Source organism: Stenotrophomonas sp. P5_B8 (genome assembly GCF_054049855.1).
In genome coordinates, this window is the sequence record NZ_JBFULO010000514.1 from 1 (window position 1) to 2,358 (window position 2,358).

The following is a 2,358-nucleotide window of genomic DNA, read 5'->3' on the forward strand; positions in this document are numbered from 1 at the left end:
CTCGTACTGATGCCCACCGGCGGCGGCAAGTCGCTGTGCTACCAGGTGCCCTCCATGCTCCGCGACGGCACCGGCATCGTCATCTCGCCGCTGATCGCGCTCATGCAGGACCAGGTCGAAGCCTTGCGCCAGCTCGGCGTGCGCGCCGAATACCTCAATTCCACCCTCGATGGCGAAACCGCTGCCCGGGTCGAACGCGACCTGCTCGCCGGCGAACTGGACATGCTCTACGTCGCCCCCGAACGCCTGCTCACCGGACGCTTCCTGTCGCTGCTCTCGCGCAGCACCATCGCCCYGTTCGCCATCGACGAAGCCCACTGCGTCTCCCAATGGGGCCACGACTTCCGCCCCGAGTACCGCCAGCTCACCGTCCTTCACGAACGCTGGCCCGACGTCCCGCGCATCGCCCTCACCGCCACCGCCGACCCGCCCACCCAGCGCGAAATCGCCGAGCGGCTCGACCTCACCGGCGCCCAGCACTTCGTCAGCTCCTTCGACCGGCCCAACATCCGCTACACCGTCGTCCAGAAGGACAACGCCAAGCGCCAGCTGCTCGACTTCCTCAAGGTCCACCGCCAGGAAGCCGGCATCGTCTACTGCATGTCGCGGCGCAAGGTCGAGGAAACCGCCGAATTCCTGTGCAAGGAAGGTCTCAACGCCCTCCCCTACCACGCCGGCCTGCCCGCCGAAGTACGCGCCGCCAACCAGCGCCGCTTCCTGCGCGAGGACGGCATCGTCATGTGCGCCACCATCGCCTTCGGCATGGGCATCGACAAACCCGACGTCCGCTTCGTCGCCCACACCGACCTGCCCAAGTCCATGGAAGGCTACTACCAGGAAACCGGCCGTGCCGGCCGCGACGGCGAGCCTGCCGAAGCCTGGCTCTGCTATGGCCTGGGCGATGTCGTGCTGCTCAAGCAGATGATCGAGCAGTCCGAAGCCGGTGAAGAACGCAAAAGCCTGGAACGCTCCAAGCTCGACCACCTGCTCGGCTACTGCGAATCCATGCAGTGCCGCCGCCAGGTGCTGCTCGCCGGCTTCGGGGAAACCTACCCGCAGCCCTGCGGCAACTGCGACAACTGCCTGGTCCCGCCAGACGCCTGGGATGCCAGCGTTGCCGCGCAGAAGGCACTCAGCTGCGTCTACCGCAGCGGCCAACGCTTCGGCGTTGGCCACCTGATCGACATCCTGCGTGGCGGCGAGAACGACAAGATCCGCCAGTTCGGGCATACCGAACTGAGCACCTACGGCATCGGCAAGGACCTCGACGCCCGCACATGGCGCAGCGTGTTCCGGCAACTGGTCGCCGCCAGCCTGCTCGAAGTGGACAGCGAAGCCTACGGCGGCCTGCGCCTCACCGACGGCAGCCGCGAGGTGCTCAAGGGCCAGCGCAAGGTCATGATGCGACGGGAGAGCCCCAAGACCCGCGAACGCGACCGCAGCGGCCAGCGGACCGGCCTGTCCGTGCTGCCCGAGGACCTGGCCCTGTTCAACGCGCTGCGCAGCCTGCGCGCCGAACTGGCCAAGGAACAGAACGTGCCGGCCTTCGTCATCTTCCACGACAGCACCCTGCGCAACATCGCCGAACAGCGCCCGACCAGCATCGATGCCCTGGGCCGGGTGGGTGGCATCGGCGGCACCAAGCTGGCCCGCTRCGGCGAGCGGCTGGTGGATATCGTCCGCGAAGAAGGCTGATGCAGGCACGCGCCCCGACGGAGCCGTCTCCAGACTTGAATATCGCGTTCAGCCGCAGGTGCAGGCGCACCGGTTTGGCGCTAGGGTAAGCCGCATGTCCGCCGGCTCCCTCCTCCTGCGCGTGGTCCTGATGCTCAGCCTGTTGCTCAACGGGCTGAACGTGGCCATGGCCGCACCGATGGCGTTGGCGATGGCGGCCCCGGTGGCCGCCGCACCCGCGCCGCCCTGCCACGGCGACGCCCCGGCCCCGACGCGCCACCACGATCACACCGCCAGCGTCGCCGATGGCGCCGCCGCGCAGGCGCCGCACGACGGCGATCACTGCAAGATCAAGGACTGCCTGCGCAACTGCGCGCAGCACCCCAGCCTGACCGCGGCGATCAGCTGGATTCCCAGCCCGCCGCCGTTGTCGCTGGTACCGACCAGCCCTACGCGCCCGTCGCTGCCGACGCCGCCGCTGGACCGCATCACCCGGCCTCCGATCGCCTGATCCGGCGCTCATCGCGAGCGCCAGTGCGATGCGATGCCGTGCACGCCGTTGCGTGCGCGGTGTGACGGCACCCGTGTGCCATTCGGATCCGATTCGGAGTTGCAATGTCTTTCCCCAACACACCCGGCCCGGGCAGCCTGCCCATGCCGTCGCGCCGCCTGTTCGTGCAGGGC

The 2,358-nt window shown here is 68.7% G+C and carries 2 protein-coding genes; both read left to right on the plus strand.

The features are described 5' to 3' along the window. Positions 1 to 1,695, plus strand: a 1,695-nt coding sequence (recQ, locus tag ACXJKH_RS18770) for a DNA helicase RecQ (protein WP_457321633.1), incomplete at its 5' end; no start/stop codon positions are given. Positions 1,696 to 1,789: 94 nt separating this feature from the next. Beyond that, on the plus strand, positions 1,790 to 2,185 hold the full coding sequence (locus ACXJKH_RS18775) for a CopL family metal-binding regulatory protein (protein ID WP_256776881.1): 396 nt from the start codon (positions 1,790 to 1,792) through the stop codon (positions 2,183 to 2,185). Positions 2,186 to 2,358: the final 173 nt, after the last annotated feature.

Coding starts and splice junctions, on each gene's coding strand:
- ACXJKH_RS18775 (WP_256776881.1), top strand. CDS start 1,790: ATGTCCGCCGGCTCCCTCCTCCTGCGCGTGGTCCTGATGCTCAGCCTG.